Here is a 15,538-nt window from a genome sequence, read left to right as displayed (position 1 = left end):
AATCCTCCGGTCCGAACGCATCACCATGTAAGAATGTGAGAGGAAATCGCCCGATTTCCTCGAACGGAGCCGCGCTTGCCCTTCCCCATTATTGATCCCGTCGCTTTCGCCATCGGCCCGCTCGTCGTGCGTTGGTACGCCCTCGCCTACCTGGTCGGGGTCCTTGGAGGCGCAGCCTACGGCGCGACCCTCCTCAAGCGTCACGGCCTGTGGCGAGACAACAAGCCGCCCTTCGAGGCCCCCGCAATCTGGGATTTCGCCTTCTGGTCGGTGATCGGCATCATCGTCGGTGGCCGCATCGGCTACGTGCTCTTCTACAACCTCGGCTACTACCTCCAGAACCCGGGCGAGATCTTCGCCCTGTGGGACGGCGGCATGAGCTTCCACGGCGGCCTCGTCGGCATCATGGTCGCCATGGCGCTGTTCACCCGCCACAAGGGCGGCAACATCCTCTCCGGTTTCGACCTGCTCGGCTGCATCGGGACGATCGGCCTGTTCCTCGGCCGCGTCGCCAACTTCATCAATGCCGAGCTCTATGGCGCGCCGACCGACCTGCCCTGGGGCGTCGTCTTCCCCACCGACCCCGAGCAACTCCCCCGCCATCCCAGCCAGCTCTACGAAGCCCTGCTCGAGGGCGTCCTGCTCTTCATCGTCATCCGCATCGCCACGCACCGGTTCAATGCGCTGAAATCCCCCGGCCTCGTCGCCGGCATTTTCGGCATCGGCTATGCGCTGAGCCGCATCTTCGTCGAGTTCTTCCGCCTGCCCGACGCCCAGATCGGCTATCTCTACGGCGGCTGGCTGACCATGGGCATGGTGCTGAGCCTGCCCATCCTCGTCGCCGGCATCGGCCTTGTCGTCTACGCATCGAGGAACCGCCATGGCTGACGACCACACCCTCGGCGAACTCATCGACATGCAGCTGAGCCAGAACGGCCCCATGTCGATCGCGACCTACATGAGCCTCGCCCTCACCCATCCGCGCTCGGGCTACTACACCGGCAAGGACCCGCTCGGCCGCGGCGGCGATTTCGTCACGGCGCCCGAGATCAGCCAGATGTTCGGCGAGCTGATCGGCTTCTTCATCGTCAATCTCTGGCAGCAGATGAGCGAGCCAAAGAGCTTCACGCTCCTCGAGCTCGGCCCCGGCCGCGGCACGCTCATGCAGGATGCGCTGCGCGTCGCCGCCCGCGCCGAGGGCTTCCTCGATGCCTGCCATCTGCAGCTGTTCGAAACCAATCCCGCCCTCAAGGCCCAGCAGGCCGAGCGTCTCGGCCAGTACAACCCGTACTGGGCCAGCGAGATCGATTCCGTCGCCGAGGACCCGATCTTCGTCGTCGCCAACGAGTTCTTCGACGCCCTGCCCATCCGCCAGTTCGTAAAGGGCACCGATGGCTGGCACGAGCGCCAGGTCGGCCTCCGCGACGGCAAGCGCACCTTCGGCCTCAACCCCACGCCCATCCCGGATACGGTGATGCCCGAGGAGGTCCGTTCGGCCCGGCCCGGCGAGATCTACGAGGTCAGCCTCGCCGCGGCCGACGTGATGCAGAAACTCGGCACCCGCATCCGCGAGCAGAAGGGCGCCCTCCTCGCCATCGACTACGGCTACGCCACCACCCAGACCGGCGAAACCCTGCAGGCCGTGAGCCATCACGCCTATGCCGACCCGCTCGAATCCCCCGGCGAGATCGACCTGAGCGCCCATGTCGATTTCGGCGCGCTCGCCCGGGTCGCGACCGACCTCGGCCTCACCGTCGAGAAGCTCTCCACCCAGCGCGATTTCCTTGGCGCCCTCGGTATCGTCGAGCGCGCGAGCGCCCTCGCCCGCGCCAACCCCGGCCAGATGGATGCGATAGGCGCCGCCCTGCGCCGCCTCACCGCCCCGGAGGAGATGGGCACGCTGTTCAAGGTGTTCTGCGCCCACTCGGGCGACCTCGAGGCCGTGGGGTTCCCGTCATGAGCCTGCCCTTCGAGACGAGCCGCGCGCTCGAGCGCGTCACAGGCATCCGCCACGGCTTCTTCGGCCGGCGTGGCGGCGTGTCGACCGGCGAGTTCGCCTCGCTCAACGTCTCCGTGTCTGCCGGCGACAGGTTGAATCATGTTGCCGAGAACCGCGCGCAAATATCTGGTGTGCTTGGTTTTTCCGCCGATCAGCTGGTGACGATGAAGCAGGTCCACTCCGTCACCGTGATGGAAGTGACGCGCCAGCCCAAGCCCGACGACATCCCAGAAGCCGATGCCATCGTGACCCGCGTCCACGGCCTCGCGCTCGGCATCCTGACGGCCGACTGCACCCCCATCCTCTTCGCCGATCCGGAGGCGCGCGTCATCGGCGCCGCACATGCCGGCTGGAAGGGGGCGACCGGCGGCATTGCCGAAGCGACCGTCGAGGCCATGATCGACCTCGGCGCGCGCCGCGACCGCATCATCGCCGCCATCGGCCCCACCATCTCCGGCCCCAACTACGAGGTCGGCCCCGAGTTCGCCGCCAACGTCCTGCGCGACCACCGCGACGCCGCCAACCGCATCACCACGCCCAACGGCGGCCGCGAGCACTTCGATCTCCCCGGCTTCGTCTTCGACCAGTTGATGGCCTCCGGCATCGCACTGGTGGACGATCTCGGCATCTGCACCTACGCCGAGCCCAAGAAGTACTTCTCCCACCGCTACGCGACCCACAAGGGCATCATCACCGGCCGCCAGCTGAGCGTCATCGGCCTGGGCGGACTATGACAGGGTTCGCACGAATCCTTCATCCATCCGTCACAAGGCGCATTGCGTCCCGGCCCGCCGTCCGCTAGAGACCCGCGCGACAGGAGCCGGCCAACTCCCGCCCGGCGTCAACCCGGAGCGCGCTCGTGAAACTGGTCACCGGCAACTCAAATCGCGCCCTTGCCGAAGCCGTTGCGAGCTACCTTGAGGTTCCGCTGACCGATTGCACGGTCAAACGCTTCAACGACAAGGAAATCTTCGTCGAGATTCATGAGAACGTGCGAGGCGAGGATGTCTTCATCCTCCAGTCCACGTCCTACCCGGCGAACGACAACCTGATGGAGCTGCTGATCCTCTCGGATGCGCTGCGCCGCTCCTCGGCCCGACGCATCACGGCAGTGATCCCCTATTTCGGTTACGCCCGGCAGGACCGCAAGTCCGCCTCGCGCACGCCGATCTCGGCCAAGCTCGTCGCCAACCTCATCACCGAGGCCGGTGTCAACCGCGTCATCACGCTGGATCTCCACGCCGCCCAGATCCAGGGCTTCTTCGATATCCCGACCGACAACCTCTATGGCGCGCCCGTCATGGTCCGCGACATCCAGGAGCACTACACCAACGGCAACGTCATGATCGTCTCGCCCGACGTCGGCGGCGTGGCCCGCGCCCGCGCCACTGCGCAGCGCATCGGTGCCGACCTCGCCATCGTCGACAAGCGCCGCCCCAAGGCCGGCGTCTCCGAGGTGATGAACATCATCGGCGACGTCGCCGGCCACGCCTGCATCCTCATCGACGACATCGTCGATTCCGGCGGCACGCTCGTGAATGCCGCCGAGGCGCTGCTGAAGGCCGGGGCGACGGAAGTCTCCGCCTACATCACCCACGGCGTGCTGTCGGATGGCGCTGCCGAGCGCATCGCCGCCTCGCACCTCAAGGAACTGGTGATCACCGACTCGATCATCGCGACCGATGCGGTGAAGGCGGCCAAGAACATCCGCCGCATCTCGATCGCTCCCCTGATGGGCGAAGCCATTGCCCGCACCGCCAGCGAGCAGAGCGTTTCGAGCCTCCTCGACTGATCCCCTGGGGTTCTGCCGGAACCCACATCACGCCGGACGGTTTCCTCTCTACGAGAGGAGACCACCATGCCCCATAACCGCCAGATCGACGACAACCAGGATGATCTCGGCCGCAGCGTGAACAATCCGCGCGACCGGATCGGAGACCGCGCCACGCTCGACAAGGCGCAGGAAATCGCGCGCAGCGTCGGCGTGCCGCGCCCTCCCAGGCACAAGGCCGACGCTCCCGACGTCAACCAGAAGTCGAAGCCACACTAGGGGCTCAATCCGCGGGAATCCGCCCTCCCCTGTCGAAATCGGCCCTCCTCGCCCGACATTGCCCTGAAGGGCTATGTTGCCGATGAGAGGAGACGACCATGCGCTACATGCTGATGCTCTATGCCGATGAGAAGGCCGGCGCCGACATCCCGGCCGAGGACATGAAGGCTGCCATGCAGGACATGGCGGCCTATGAGTCGGCGCTCGCCAAGGCCGGCGCGTTCGTTGCCACCTCGGCGCTGCAGCCGACCTGGGAATCGAAGACCATCCGCATGGAAGGCGGCGAGGTGATGCGCCAGACGACCCCGAGCGGCCACGTCTACTTCGCCAACGAGGGCGGCGAACTGAAGGTGCATGATGGCCCCTATGCCGAAACGCGCGAGCAGTTCGGCGGCTACTTCATCATAGACGCCCCCGACATGGATGCCGCCATCGACTGGGCCCGGAAGTGTCCCGCCGTGCAGTGGGGCTCGATCGAAATCCGGCCCTATCACCCCGGTTACGGGGCCTGACGAACAATCTTCAGCCGCAGAGTCGAAATGGTCTGAACACCGCCGTCATTGTAGCGTCGGGGCATGTCGTCCCGGCGCTACCAACGGGAAGACGGAGAAGAGACCATGCAGATCAAGCTCACCAAGGTGTATGTCGACGACCAGGAAAAGGCGCTGAACTTCTACACGGAGGTGCTTGGCCTCACCAGGAAGGCCGACTTCAGCAACAGCGGCTACCGCTGGCTGACCGTCGCCTCGCCCGACGATCCCGATGGGACGGAACTGCAGCTCGAACTCAACAGCAATCCCGCCGCCAGGGCCTACCAGGATGCCATGTTCCAGCAGGGCCAGCCCGAACTCGTGCTGCACACCAAGGACGTGAAATCCGACTACGAGCGCATCAAGGCCAGGGGCGGCGACTTCATCATGCCGCCGACGGACGTGACCGCCTCGATCATCGCGCAGGTGAACGATACCTGCGGCAACATCATCCAGTTCGTTCAGCTCAGCTGGTAAACGCGCGCGAAGGAAACAGAAAATGGCGACCACCAGGAAAAAGACCGAGAGCTTCACCGCCGAGGAAAAGGCCGCGATGAAGGAGCGCGCCGAGGAGATCAAGCGCGAGAAGCGCGGCGCCGGCGAGGCCGAGGACGCCAAGGCCGTGCTGGCCAAGATCGCGTCCATGCCCGAGGCCGACCGCAAGATCGCCGAGCGCGTCCACGAGATCGTGCTGGCGGCGGCTCCCGAGCTCAAGGCCAAGCTCTGGTACGGCATGTCGGCCTACTACAGGGACGGCAAGAACGTCTGCTTCTTCCAGGACGCCGCCAAGTTCAAGGCGCGCTACTCCACCCTCGGCTTCAACGAGGCCGCCAGACTCGATGACGGCAACATGTGGCCGACCAGCTACGCGCTCCTCAAGCTCACCGAGGCCGACGAGAAGCGCATCGCCGAGCTCGTGAAGCAGGCCATGAGCTGAGGACCGACCGACCATGCGTTACATGATGCTGATCCACCACGACGATGCCGCCCTCGCCAACGCGCCGCAGAAGGAACTCTGGGCCGACTACGCCGCCTTCAACGAGGCCCTCGCCAAGGCGGGCCAGGGCATGGCCGCCGGCGAGCGTCTGCAGCCTCCGTCGGCGGCGACCACCGTCCGTGTATCCGACAGCAAGACGGACGTCCTCGATGGCCCCTACGCCGATACCAAGGAGCAGCTGGCGGGCTACTTCATGATCGACGTCCCCGATCTCGACGAAGCCATCCGCTGGGCCAAGCGCTGCCCCAGCTCGCGCTACGGCTCGATCGAGATCCGGCCGCTCGCCGAGACCTACCCCCGGCCGGACCTGAGCCTCAGGCAGAAGGACGACTGACGTGCGTCAGGAGGGCAACGAGGCCGCCCGCACCGCCGAGCGCGTCGCCCGCGAGAGCTACGGCCGCCTCGTCGCCTTCCTCGCCGCCCGCACCCGCGACGTCGCCAGCGCCGAGGATGCGCTGGCCGAAGCCTTCGCCACGGCCCTGCGCACCTGGCCCGGCGAGGGCGTGCCCGACAATCCGGATGCCTGGCTGCTGACGGTCGCCCGCCGCCGGCAGACCGATGCATTGCGCCGCCGCGCCACGCGGCAGGCGGGCGAGGAGCATCTGATGATGATGGCCGATGAAATCGAAGCCGCCGCCGAGATGCCGGATGAGATCCCCGATCGCCGCCTCGCCCTGATGTTCGCCTGCGCCCATCCCGCCATCGAGCGCGGCATGCGGGCCCCGCTGATCCTGCAGACCATTCTCGGCCTCACGGCCATCGACATCGCCAGCGCCTTCCTGATTCCTCCGGCCACCATGGGCCAGCGCCTCGTGCGTGCCAAAACCAGAATCCGCGACGCCGGCATCCCGTTCGGCGTCCCCGGCAAGGAGGAGCTGCCCGAGCGGCTCGATGCCGTTCTCGAGGCGATCTACGCCGCTTACTCCAAGGGCTGGGCCGACATCGGCGACGCCGCCTCGGCTCAACTCACCGACGAAGCCATCTGGCTGGGCCGGCTTGTCGTCGCCCTTCTCCCCGACGAGCCCGAAGCCAAGGGCGCCCTCGCCCTGATGCTCTACACCGAGGCCCGTCGAGCGGCCCGGCGCACCGCAAGCGGGACCTACGTGCCGCTGGAGCAACAGGACACAACCCTTTGGGATGACTCACAGATCGCGCTCGCCGAGGATCTGCTCCACGCCGCCAACGCCCAGGGCCCGTCGGGCCGCTACCAGATCGAAGCCGCCATCCAGTCCGCCCACGTCGCGCGCCTGACCCGCGGCCAGCCCACCTGGCCGGTGGTCGTCGCCCTCTACGGCCACCTCCTCGCGCTCAGCGCCTCGCCCGTTGTCGCCCTCAACCGCGCCATGGCGCTGGCCGAGGTCGAGGGGCCGGCAGCAGCCCTCGCCGCGACCGATCCTCTCGCCGCCGACAAGCGCATGCGGACCTACCAGCCCTACTGGGCCGCCCGCGCCCACCTGCTCGCCGAAACCAATCATCGCGGCGAAGCGCGCGAGGCACTCACCCTCGCCATCGGCCTTGCGACGGACGCTGCGGTGCGGCAGTACCTGCACGAGCGGCTCGATGCCCTCTCAGACGGCTGAAACCCGCCCGATCCCCTTGCCCGCCCGGCGCCTTTCCACTATAGCCACCGCCCATGAAGCACCCGTCACCCCTGGAGGACGGGTGCGTGAGCTTTGACTTCTCAAAGATCACACCAACCCATGAATGGATCAATTCAATGGCTACTGCTGCTAAGGAGCTCAATGCTCAGGCGCGGAGCGGGGTGGGCAAGGGGGCCGCTCGTGCACTGCGTCGTGAGGGGCTCATCCCTGCTGTCATCTACGGCGACAAGAAGCCCCCGCTCGCCATCACCATCTCGTACAACGAGATCATGAAGCGCATCTATGCCGGCGGCTTCCTTTCCCACCTCATCACTGTCGATGTGGACGGCGAGAAGCACCGCGTGATCCCGCGCGACTACCAGCTCGACCCCGTCAAGGACACCGCGCTGCACGTCGATTTCCTTCGTATCGGCAAGGGCGCCAAGATCAACGTCAAGGTGCCGGTGCACTTCGCCAATGAAGACTCCTGCCCCGGCATCAAGCGCGGCGGTGTGCTGAACATCGTGCACCACACGCTCGACCTGACGGTCGATGCCGACCACATCCCCGAGGAGGTCGTCGTCGATCTCACCGATCTCGATGTCGGCCAGTCGATCCACATCTCGGCCATCAAGCTGCCGGCCGGCGCCGTCGACCACAGCCACGAGGACGACCTCACCATCGCCACCATCGTCGCTCCGTCGGGCCTGCGCGCCGAGGAAGCCGAGGCTGGTGCCGCTGAGGGCGCCGCCGAAGGCGAAGCCACCGAGTAATGACTTTCGGGCGGGCTTCGGCCCGCCCGTTCCCCTGCCCCTCTGCCTGGATACAATGCCGATGCACCTCATCGTCGGCCTCGGCAATCCCGGGGACAAATACCGGAACAACCGCCACAACATCGGATTCCTCGCGGTCGACGCCATCGCGCGCCGCCATGGCTTCCCCTCGTTCCGCGAGAAGTTCCAGGGCCTCATTTCCGAAGGCACCATCGACGGCGAGCGAGTCCTGCTGCTCAAGCCGCAGACCTACATGAATTCCTCGGGCGACAGCGTCCAGAAGGTGACCACCTTCTACAAGCTCGGCCCCGCCGACGTCTCCGTCCTCTACGACGAGATCGACCTCGCGCCCGGCAAGACCCGCGTCAAGGTCGGCGGCGGCAATGGCGGCCACAATGGGCTGCGCTCCATCGATCCGCAGATCGGCCTCGGCTACCGCCGCGTCCGCCTCGGCGTCGGCCACCCGGGCCACAAGGACCTGGTGATGCCGCACGTGCTCGGCGATTTTTCCAAGGCCGAGCAGCAGGCCTGGCTGATCCCCCTGCTCGACGCCATCGCCGACAATGCCGGCATGATCGTCAAGGGCGACGACAACGGCCTGATGAACAAGCTCGCCATCGCCGTCCAGGGCGATGGAGCCGAGCGGGACCAGCGCCCCGAGACCGCCGACCCGACCCGCAAGAAGTCGGCCGGCCAAAGCCACATCCGCGCGGCGCGCCCAAGCGAGCCCCAGGCCAAGGTGCCCGAGACGGGTCCGATGGCCGATATGCTGAAGAAGCTCTTCAAGAAGGACTGAGCGCGGGCGCTCCTCACCTTGAGGGTGAGGGGCGCACCCCCTCGCCCCTCTGGGGTGAGGGCCGGGGTGAGGGGCAGCCAGGCGCACCAAACCAATTGACTTCCGCCCCCGATCAACCGATGTGAAGCGCAACGATTGGCGCGGTTCCTGACGCGCCGCCAACGACGATTTTCCGGAGACTGTCATGGGTTTCAAGATGGGCATCGTCGGCCTGCCCAATGTGGGCAAGTCGACCCTCTTCAATGCGCTGACGCGCACCGCCAACGCCCAGGCCGCGAACTTCCCGTTCTGCACCATCGAGCCGAACACCGGCGAAGTGGCCGTTCCCGACGCGCGCCTCGACAAGCTGGCTGCCATCGGCAAGTCGGCGCAGATTCTGCCCGCCAGGATGAGCTTCGTTGACATCGCCGGTCTCGTGAAGGGCGCGTCGAAGGGCGAAGGCCTCGGCAACCAGTTCCTCGCCAACATCCGCGAGTGCGACGCCATCGCCTACGTGCTGCGTTGCTTCGAGGACGGCAACATCATCCACGTCGCCAACAAGGTCGATCCGCTCGCCGACGCCGAAGTGGTCGAGACCGAGCTGATGCTCGCCGACCTCGAAAGCCTCGAGAAGCGTCGCGCCGGCGTCGAGAAGAAGGCCAAGCAGGGCGACAAGGAAGCCAAGCAGACGCTTGACCTGATCGATCGCTCGCTGGTGCTGCTGCGCGACGGCAAGTCGGCGCGGCTGGTGCAGCGCTCCCCCGAGGAAGAGAAGGCGTTCGTCGAACTGCAGCTCCTCACCTCCAAGCCCGCCCTGTACGTCTGCAACGTCGATGAAGCCTCGGCCGCCACCGGCAACGCCATGACCAAACAGGTCGAGGAATACGCCAGGCAGCACAATGCCGCCGTCATCGTCATCTCGGCCGAGATCGAGAGCCAGCTCGCCCAGCTCCCCGACGAGGAGCAGGCCGAGTACCTCGATAGCCTCGGGCTGCATGAGCCGGGCCTGAATCGTCTCATCCGGGAAGCCTACCAACTGCTTGGCCTGCAGACCTATTTCACCGTGGGCCCGAAGGAGACCCGCGCCTGGACCATCCACAAGGGCGACCGCGCCCCGCAGGCGGCCGGGGTCATCCACACCGATTTCGAGCGCGGCTTCATCCGCGCGCAAACCATTGCTTATGACGATTACGTGGCGCTGGGCGGCGAAGTTGCCGCCAAGGAAGCCGGCAAGGCCCGCGACGAAGGCAAGGAATACGTCGTCAAGGACGGCGACGTGATGCTGTTCAAGTTCAATACTTAAATCCATAGCGGCGCGGCCTCGGTCGCGCCGGCAGACCCGCCAGGGAGGGGGCGATGCTGCAGAACATGATTTCGACTTGGTGGACGATGACGTCCGCCTACTTTTCCGCGCCCGCCATACTGCTGGGCGGGCGGGTCGACATCCAGTCGATCCTCCCTGTCGCCGGCATGGTGCTGCTGGTGCTCGGCATCATCGTCGCGGTACGGCGCAAGGAGAAGCAGGCCCGATGGCTGGCCCTGCCCGCCGCCGCGGCTGCGATCTCGCCACTCGTCGTCAGCTACGTCTACGACATGATGGGCTGGTTCGGCGTGCTCTTCTTCCTCGTCCTGGGCGGCATCGGCCTGCTCGGCTGGGTGGGCGTGGTCTCGTCCGACGCCCGGTTCCGGCTGCCGGTCTGGCTGATCGGCGTCGGCCTCGTCAGCTACCTGCTGTTCTGCGGGCTGTTCAGCGTCTCGGCCATCTGGGGCCTCAGCTGAGCACCAGCCGCGCGCCCACCGACCCGGCCGGCTTCATCCGCGCCAGCCTGCGGCTCGAGCCGGCGCGCGGCTTCCCCGGCATCGTGCTCTATTCCGCCCACCCCGGCAGCGGTCTTCGCCGCCTCGAGGAACAGGGCTGGTCGCGCGCGGCGCCCTACTGGGCCTACATCTGGTCGGGCGGCGCCGTGCTCGCCCGGCACCTGGCCGAACACCCGGACGCGGTGGCGGGACGCACCGTGCTCGATCTCGGCTGCGGCGGCGGCATCGTCGCCATAGCTGCGGCCCGCGCCGGCGCCCGCAAGGTCTACGCCGCCGACATCGACCGCTTCGCCCGCGCCGCCACCGAGCTGAACGCAGCCGCCAACGAAGTCGCCGTGGAAATCCTCCCCGACCTCGATCCCCTGCCCCCGATCGATCTCATCCTCGCCGGCGACGTGTTCTACGACGCCGGCGCCGCCCGCCGCTCCACTACCCAGCTCGACAGCTTCCGCGCTGCGGGGATCGAAGTGCTGGTCGGCGATCCCGGCCGCGCCCACCTCCCCACCGACAGGCTGGTCGAGCTCGCCGCCTACGACGTCCCCGAATTCGGCGCCGGCCCCGCCTCGACGACGCCGGCCGCAGTGTACGCTTACCGCCCCTGAACTTGCCCGCCCGGGCAGGTTGACGTATACGTCAACCATGAACCCCATCACCGCCGATCGCCGCCATTTCGAGGACCTCGTCGTCGGCGAAACCGTCAACCTCGGCTCGGTCAAGGTGACGAGGGAGATGATCCTCTCCTTCGCCCGCGAGTTCGACCCGCTCCCCTTCCACCTTGATGAGGCGGCGGCCAAGCGGTCGCTGCTCGGCGGCCTTGCCTCGTCCGGCTGGCAGACCGCCGCGCTGACCCTGCGCCTCCTCGGCGACGGCTTCCTCAACAGGATCGCCGCCGCCGGCGGGCTCGGTTTCTCCGACCTCAAGTGGAAGAAGCCGGTGATGAAGGGCGACACCATCTGGGCCACCGCCACCGTTGCCGAACTCCGCCGCTCCCGCCACCACCCGCAATGGGGCATCGTCGGCATCGACCTCGCCGTCCGCAACCAGCGCGGCCAGCCGGTCATGACCATGCGGCTCGCCAATCTCGTCGAGGCCCGTGATCCCGAAACCGGCATGCAGGCGCAGGTCGTGCAGCCCTATGACGTCGAGCAGGGAGGCGGGCAATGACACGCTGGTTCGAGGACGTGACCATCGACGAGCCCTTCCCGCTCGGCAGCCACACCTTCACCGAGGCGGAAATCCTCGCCTTCGGTCGTGAGTACGACCCGCAATACTTCCACGTCGATCCGGCAGCGGCGAGCCAGAGCCATTTCGGCGGTGTCGTTGCCTCGGGCTGGCACACGGTGCTGGTCGGCCATCGCAAGATGGTGGACGCCCTCGATGCCGAGGAAGTGCGCCTGCGCGATCTCGGCCAGGAGCCGGGCGTTTCCGGCCCATCGCCCGGCGTCAACCGGATGGAGTTCAAGTCGCCCGTCCGTCCCGGCGACACCGTCACCTACATGCTCACTGTCACCGGCAAGCGGCCGTCGAACTCGATCCCGGGCTGGGGCCTGCTGTTCAACAGCCTCGATGCGGTGAACCAGCGCGGCGAGACGGTCTATCACGCCGAACTCGTCGGCTTCTCCAAGCTGCGCGACTTCAAAATGCCGCGTAGGTTGGCCATGCTCCAGGCGTTGACCAAAGTCCCCGTATTGGGGAAGTTGCTCGGCCAAAGGAGTTGAGTCCCCCATGCGTCTTGCCATCGCTGCTGTCACCCTTGCGGCTCTCGCCGCGCCAGTCTCCGCGCAATCGCTGACGGGCGTCGGGGTTGAAGGCAACTGGGGCTGCCGCGCCCTCATCGACGGAACCCGCGCGGGCCTGCTGACCATCTATGCCGGGTCCTACGGCTACGCTTCGGCCAACTACGGCAGCAAGGCCTCCGGCACCGGCAATGCCGAGATGGCGTCGAACGGCGTCACCTTCCTCGATGGCAACATGGTCGCCGGCGCCGGCATCACCTCCGCCATCCTCGGCTTCGACGACACGGGCAAGGACGTGCTGCAGCTCTACACCGTCGACAAGAACGTCCTCACCTGCCGCCCCCGCGGCTGAGGGTTGATCGTGGAACGGGCTGCGCCTAACAGGCCGCCTTCCCGAGGAGCCCCACCCCCGAAATGATCTGAGAGCTGTTGCGGACGCCCGAGTATCCCCTCCCACGCATGCTGCGTGCGGCGGATGATGCATGGATGTCGTCTCCGGCAGTGCTCCAGATGACGGGCGAGGTGTGACCCGGCGAAGCTGAGCTTCCTCCCTCACATCCGGATCCGTCCTCGGGGTCTCCCCCGACGTCACGGTGACGCCGCCGCCAATGCACTTGTCCGCCTGACAGATGTTCGATCGCTTTCACTTGGCGAGCGCCACGCTTTGTATTCACCGATTTAGCGCTTCGTTATCGCGCCAGGCTCACAATGTCAGCACGACTGCAATGGCTGTGCCCAAGAGGGGACTCGTCGAGATATGCTGTCGCCCTGGTACAGTCTGATGACGAATGTGGCAGTGGTCGCATTCTTCGTCAGTGTCTGGACACAGGCCCGTGACGTTTTCGAGCGGTTCGGGCCGCGCACCGTTCAGGTCTGCTTCGGCCTCGTGATGGGGCTGGGAGCGATCACGGCCATGTTGTTCCCGGTCGAGTTCTCGCCGGGCGTCATCTTCGATCTTCGTGTCGCATTGGTCGCCCTGGCGGCCTTCTTCGGTGGGCCGTTGGCGGGGCTGGTTGCCGGCGTGCTCGCCGGTACATACCGCGTCTGGATCGGGGGCATCGGCACGGGCTCGGGCCTGTTCGCCATCAGCCTCATCGTCCTCACGGGAGCGGTGGCGAATGTCGCACTGACCCGAAACCAGCTGCCGTTCGCCCGCTGGCACTCGGTGGCGCTGGCCCTGGCGACCTGTACGATTGTGCTGCTGGCCTTCTCGTTCCTTCCCCACGATGTTCGGGTTCGCGAGGAGCCGATCGTCACGATCGGCCGCACGCTGCTCCTGTTCGTCGCCGTGCTCCTTTCCGGACTCGCCCTGACGCGCGTCGAGGAGCGTCGCAGCACGCGGCTCGAGAACCGCCTCTTCCGCCAGGTTGTCGACGCCCTCCCCGACAGCGTCAGCGTCCGCGACCTCGATGGGCGCTTCGTGACTGCCAACTCGGCAACGGCACGCCTGCTTGGCGTGTCGTCCTCCGATGATCTCATCGGTCGCAGGCGTGACGAGTTCGTTACCGAAACGACGGCACCCGGCTCACATCCGGTGACCAAGGGCGACACCGTCCAGTTGCAGCAGGTTCTCAAGCATCCGGACGGCACCGAGACCTGGTTGCAGACCCGGGTGACCCCGCTGAATGACGACTACGGGCACGCCATCGGCACCATCACCCACGAGCACGACATAACCGCGCGCCGCCGGCTGGAGACGGATCTGGATGAACGCCAGCGCGTCCTGTCCTTCGCCATGGCGCAGATGTCTGACGGCGTGGCAATGTTCGATCGCAACGGCCGGCTACTCTACTGCAACGCGCAGTACCAGCAGCTTTTCCCGCGCACCTCCGACCTGCGCATTCCCGGCACCCATATCCGCACGATCCTGGCCGGCGCCGTGGCCCGCCGCGAACAACAGGTTGGCGCCTCGGCCTCGGAAGTCGCCAAGTGGATCGACGACATCGTAGCGTCGCTGCGTCGCGACAACGAGGAAGAGGTGCATCTGTTCAACGGAACCTGGCTGCGCGTCTCTACCCGCCCCTCCCCTGACGGTGTGTGCATGGTCGTCGTCTCCGACATCACGCGCCTGAAGCGCACCGAGATCGAATTGCTGAACGTCACCGAGCAGTTGCGGCAGGAAGCAACCACCGACCCCCTCACCGGGCTGATGAACCGCCGTGCCCTCGATCAGCGCCTCGATATCGAGATCGCGCGCAGCCTGAGGACGGATGCTCCCCTTACGGCCATCCTGCTCGATATCGACCACTTCAAGGCTTACAACGACACCTACGGCCATCTCGCCGGCGACGAATGCCTCAGGGTGGTGAGCAGTTGCCTCATCCAGGTCTTCCAGCGCCCTGCGGATCTTGTCGCCCGCTACGGCGGGGAGGAGTTCCTCACCGTCCTGCCCGACACCGATGCCGATGCTGCCTACCAGCTCGCCGTCGAGTATCGTGGTACGCTCAAGGGCATGGCCATGCCGCACACGGCGAGCCCGCTCGGCCACGTGACCGTCAGCGTTGGCATCGCAGGCTACGCCCCCGGCGAAACCGAGCGCAGCGCCGAGGAGCTGGTGGGACGGGCCGACGAAGCCCTCTACGAAGCCAAGACCTCTGGACGCGACCGCGTCAGCGGTTGGCGCCGGCGCTTCCCGGTCATTCCGCGCACATTGCGGATCGTGAACTGATCAGTGTCCCTCGAAGGGGATCAGCGCTTCGACCCTGACGCCTGCGGCGCGCAGCTTGTCGGCGCCGCCAAGGTCGAACAGGTCGATGACGAAGCCCGAATTCGCGACATCCGCCCCGGTGCGGCGGAGCAGCGACACTGCCGCCAGCGCCGTGCCACCGGTCGCAATCAGATCGTCGACCAGCAGGACCCGGTCGCCCGCGCCGATCACGTCGGCATGAATCTCGATGGTGTCGACGCCGTACTCGAGCGCATAGTTCTGCCCGATGGTCTCGCCCGGCAGCTTGCCCTTCTTGCGCACCGGGATGAACCCGACGCCCAGGGCGATCGCCACCCCTGCCCCGAAGATGAAGCCGCGCGCCTCGATGCCGGCGACATGGGTGATGCCCAGCTCACGATGTGCCGCGGCCAGGCGATCCACGCTTGCCCGGAACCCGTCCGGGTTCTCGATGAGCGTGGTGATGTCGCGGAAGAGAATCCCCTTCTTCGGATAGTCGGGGATCGTGCGGACGAGGGATTTGAGATCGAGCATTGGGGGATGCGAACAGTTCGTAGCCAATGGCGTGTACAAGGCCGCGCACCGGCGGGTGCGTCAATCCCTATTCGCGTCGCG

Annotated in this window: 20 protein-coding genes; 19 read left to right on the top strand and 1 reads right to left on the bottom strand. The window is 66.6% G+C overall.

Translation table 11 applies throughout. The annotated features are described in order from the left end of the window. Positions 1-75: 75 nt before the first annotated feature. The 19 genes from lgt (at position 76) to PRN20_RS17565 (ending at position 14,926) form a co-directional block, all read left to right on the top strand. On the top strand, positions 76-888 hold the full coding sequence (gene lgt / locus PRN20_RS17655; RefSeq protein ID WP_273958922.1) for a prolipoprotein diacylglyceryl transferase: 813 nt from the start codon (positions 76-78) through the stop codon (positions 886-888). After that, a complete protein-coding gene (locus PRN20_RS17650; RefSeq protein ID WP_273958921.1) occupies positions 881-1,960 on the top strand; it encodes a class I SAM-dependent methyltransferase in 1,080 nt (359 codons plus the stop codon). The genes lgt and PRN20_RS17650 overlap by 8 nt, the downstream gene beginning before the upstream one ends. Next, positions 1,957-2,733 (top strand): peptidoglycan editing factor PgeF, encoded by a 777-nt coding sequence (pgeF, locus tag PRN20_RS17645; RefSeq protein WP_273958920.1) that lies wholly within the window; start codon positions 1,957-1,959, stop codon positions 2,731-2,733. Before PRN20_RS17650 ends, pgeF begins: the two co-directional genes overlap by 4 nt. Positions 2,734-2,858: 125 nt before the next feature. Further along, a complete protein-coding gene (locus PRN20_RS17640) occupies positions 2,859-3,791 on the top strand; it encodes a ribose-phosphate pyrophosphokinase (RefSeq protein ID WP_273958919.1) in 933 nt (310 codons plus the stop codon). A gap of 66 nt (positions 3,792-3,857) precedes the next feature. Then, a complete protein-coding gene (locus tag PRN20_RS17635) occupies positions 3,858-4,049 on the top strand; it encodes a hypothetical protein (protein ID WP_273958918.1) in 192 nt (63 codons plus the stop codon). A gap of 98 nt (positions 4,050-4,147) precedes the next feature. Continuing rightward, the gene (locus tag PRN20_RS17630) at positions 4,148-4,561 is read left to right on the top strand and encodes a YciI family protein (protein WP_273958917.1); all 414 of its coding nucleotides are present in this window, start codon (positions 4,148-4,150) and stop codon (positions 4,559-4,561) included. 105 nt (positions 4,562-4,666) lie between these two features. Beyond that, positions 4,667-5,056, top strand: coding sequence for a VOC family protein (locus tag PRN20_RS17625; protein ID WP_273958916.1), 390 nt, complete (start codon positions 4,667-4,669; stop codon positions 5,054-5,056). Positions 5,057-5,078: 22 nt separating this feature from the next. Continuing rightward, a complete protein-coding gene (locus PRN20_RS17620) occupies positions 5,079-5,516 on the top strand; it encodes an iron chaperone (protein WP_273958915.1) in 438 nt (145 codons plus the stop codon). A gap of 13 nt (positions 5,517-5,529) precedes the next feature. Then, entirely contained in the window at positions 5,530-5,910 is a 381-nt protein-coding gene (locus PRN20_RS17615) for a YciI family protein (protein ID WP_273958914.1), read from the top strand. A 1-nt stretch (position 5,911) separates the two neighbouring features. Beyond that, entirely contained in the window at positions 5,912-7,156 is a 1,245-nt protein-coding gene (locus PRN20_RS17610) for an RNA polymerase sigma factor (protein WP_273958913.1), read from the top strand. A 137-nt stretch (positions 7,157-7,293) separates the two neighbouring features. Then, positions 7,294-7,929, top strand: coding sequence for a 50S ribosomal protein L25/general stress protein Ctc (locus PRN20_RS17605; protein WP_273958912.1), 636 nt, complete (start codon positions 7,294-7,296; stop codon positions 7,927-7,929). Positions 7,930-7,990: 61 nt separating this feature from the next. Beyond that, positions 7,991-8,725, top strand: a complete 735-nt coding sequence (gene pth, locus PRN20_RS17600; RefSeq protein WP_273958911.1) for an aminoacyl-tRNA hydrolase — start codon at positions 7,991-7,993, stop codon at positions 8,723-8,725. Positions 8,726-8,909: 184 nt separating this feature from the next. Then, complete coding sequence (ychF, locus tag PRN20_RS17595) at positions 8,910-10,007, top strand: redox-regulated ATPase YchF (RefSeq protein ID WP_273958910.1); 1,098 nt, start codon at positions 8,910-8,912, stop codon at positions 10,005-10,007. Positions 10,008-10,060: 53 nt separating this feature from the next. Further along, positions 10,061-10,483 carry an LPXTG cell wall anchor domain-containing protein gene (locus PRN20_RS17590; protein ID WP_273958909.1) on the top strand — a complete coding sequence of 141 codons (423 nt, stop codon included), beginning with the start codon at positions 10,061-10,063 and terminating at the stop codon, positions 10,481-10,483. Between the two features lie 83 nt (positions 10,484-10,566). Then, entirely contained in the window at positions 10,567-11,124 is a 558-nt protein-coding gene (locus tag PRN20_RS17585; protein WP_337956260.1) for a class I SAM-dependent methyltransferase, read from the top strand. A 37-nt stretch (positions 11,125-11,161) separates the two neighbouring features. Further along, positions 11,162-11,686 carry a MaoC family dehydratase gene (locus tag PRN20_RS17580; protein ID WP_273958908.1) on the top strand — a complete coding sequence of 175 codons (525 nt, stop codon included), beginning with the start codon at positions 11,162-11,164 and terminating at the stop codon, positions 11,684-11,686. Continuing rightward, positions 11,683-12,240, top strand: a complete 558-nt coding sequence (locus tag PRN20_RS17575; protein WP_273958907.1) for a MaoC/PaaZ C-terminal domain-containing protein — start codon at positions 11,683-11,685, stop codon at positions 12,238-12,240. Before PRN20_RS17580 ends, PRN20_RS17575 begins: the two co-directional genes overlap by 4 nt. A 7-nt stretch (positions 12,241-12,247) precedes the next feature. Continuing rightward, on the top strand, positions 12,248-12,610 hold the full coding sequence (locus PRN20_RS17570) for a hypothetical protein (protein WP_273958906.1): 363 nt from the start codon (positions 12,248-12,250) through the stop codon (positions 12,608-12,610). A 429-nt stretch (positions 12,611-13,039) separates the two neighbouring features. After that, complete coding sequence (locus tag PRN20_RS17565) at positions 13,040-14,926, top strand: diguanylate cyclase (protein WP_273958905.1); 1,887 nt, start codon at positions 13,040-13,042, stop codon at positions 14,924-14,926. Here the strand turns inward: PRN20_RS17565 and PRN20_RS17560 are convergent, their stop codons facing one another. Continuing rightward, a complete protein-coding gene (locus tag PRN20_RS17560) occupies positions 14,927-15,457 on the bottom strand; it encodes an adenine phosphoribosyltransferase (RefSeq protein ID WP_273958904.1) in 531 nt (176 codons plus the stop codon). It lies immediately after the preceding gene. Between the last annotated feature and the right edge of the window lie 81 nt (positions 15,458-15,538).

Source organism: Devosia sp. ZB163, assembly GCF_028613635.1.
Taxonomy (GTDB): Bacteria; Pseudomonadota; Alphaproteobacteria; order Rhizobiales; family Devosiaceae; genus Devosia_A.
This window is presented reverse-complemented; position numbering and strand designations above follow the sequence as displayed.

Bases quoted from the DNA above. Each gene is read 5' to 3' on its own strand.
- PRN20_RS17570 (WP_273958906.1), top strand. From the start codon at position 12,248: ATGCGTCTTGCCATCGCTGCTGTCACCCTTGCGGCTCTCGCCGCGCCA.
- PRN20_RS17560 (WP_273958904.1), bottom strand. From the start codon at position 15,457: ATGCTCGATCTCAAATCCCTCGTCCGCACGATCCCCGACTATCCGAAG.
- PRN20_RS17615 (WP_273958914.1), top strand. From the start codon at position 5,530: ATGCGTTACATGATGCTGATCCACCACGACGATGCCGCCCTCGCCAAC.
- PRN20_RS17620 (WP_273958915.1), top strand. From the start codon at position 5,079: ATGGCGACCACCAGGAAAAAGACCGAGAGCTTCACCGCCGAGGAAAAG.
- ychF (WP_273958910.1), top strand. From the start codon at position 8,910: ATGGGTTTCAAGATGGGCATCGTCGGCCTGCCCAATGTGGGCAAGTCG.
- PRN20_RS17590 (WP_273958909.1), top strand. From the start codon at position 10,061: ATGCTGCAGAACATGATTTCGACTTGGTGGACGATGACGTCCGCCTAC.
- PRN20_RS17605 (WP_273958912.1), top strand. From the start codon at position 7,294: ATGGCTACTGCTGCTAAGGAGCTCAATGCTCAGGCGCGGAGCGGGGTG.
- PRN20_RS17565 (WP_273958905.1), top strand. From the start codon at position 13,040: ATGACGAATGTGGCAGTGGTCGCATTCTTCGTCAGTGTCTGGACACAG.
- PRN20_RS17650 (WP_273958921.1), top strand. From the start codon at position 881: ATGGCTGACGACCACACCCTCGGCGAACTCATCGACATGCAGCTGAGC.
- PRN20_RS17635 (WP_273958918.1), top strand. From the start codon at position 3,858: ATGCCCCATAACCGCCAGATCGACGACAACCAGGATGATCTCGGCCGC.
- PRN20_RS17575 (WP_273958907.1), top strand. From the start codon at position 11,683: ATGACACGCTGGTTCGAGGACGTGACCATCGACGAGCCCTTCCCGCTC.
- PRN20_RS17625 (WP_273958916.1), top strand. From the start codon at position 4,667: ATGCAGATCAAGCTCACCAAGGTGTATGTCGACGACCAGGAAAAGGCG.
- pth (WP_273958911.1), top strand. From the start codon at position 7,991: ATGCACCTCATCGTCGGCCTCGGCAATCCCGGGGACAAATACCGGAAC.
- PRN20_RS17630 (WP_273958917.1), top strand. From the start codon at position 4,148: ATGCGCTACATGCTGATGCTCTATGCCGATGAGAAGGCCGGCGCCGAC.
- PRN20_RS17580 (WP_273958908.1), top strand. From the start codon at position 11,162: ATGAACCCCATCACCGCCGATCGCCGCCATTTCGAGGACCTCGTCGTC.
- pgeF (WP_273958920.1), top strand. From the start codon at position 1,957: ATGAGCCTGCCCTTCGAGACGAGCCGCGCGCTCGAGCGCGTCACAGGC.